The sequence below is a fragment of the Endozoicomonas atrinae genome, assembly GCF_001647025.1.
GTDB lineage: Bacteria > Pseudomonadota > Gammaproteobacteria > Pseudomonadales > Endozoicomonadaceae > Endozoicomonas > Endozoicomonas atrinae.
The window spans coordinates 1-427 of sequence record NZ_LUKQ02000795.1 but is presented as its reverse complement, the minus strand read 5'-3'; the positions used below and the strand labels follow the sequence as shown (position 1 = coordinate 427).

Below are 427 nucleotides of genomic sequence, written 5' to 3'. Positions count from 1 at the left end.
AAGATCAGGCAGAGATGACCGGCGACGCCTTGAGCAAAGTGGGCAAAACCAGCGAAAACGTGAGCCAGCAGCACAACGCCGCCATGGGTGAGAGCGCCACCATAGCGGGAGCGATGGCCGGTCACTATAACAACCTGAACGCCGAACTGCAGGGGATGAGCAGCAGCGCCCGGGAAGCCTTCGAGAAGATGAACAGTGTCGGGGATATCGACACCAGCGAAAGCCAGGGCAGTGTGAAGGCCTTGAAAAAGGAGCTTGAAGGAACCAACGACGAACTGAGCAAGCTACAGCATAACTACACCTTTGATATTACCGGCATCGATGACTGGATGACCGACACCGCCCAGAACGCCGCCTATGTGAAAAAGCAGTTTTTGGAGCAGAAGATCGCCCTGGAGGAGCTGCTGACCGGGTACGACAACGGTGA

1 protein-coding gene is annotated in these 427 nt (G+C 56.2%); it reads left to right on the top strand.

All coding sequences use genetic code 11. The annotated features are described in order from the left end of the window. Positions 1 to 29: 29 nt before the first annotated feature. On the top strand, positions 30 to 427 hold a 398-nt coding region (locus AK963_RS30635; RefSeq protein ID WP_139117849.1), incomplete at its 3' end, for a hypothetical protein.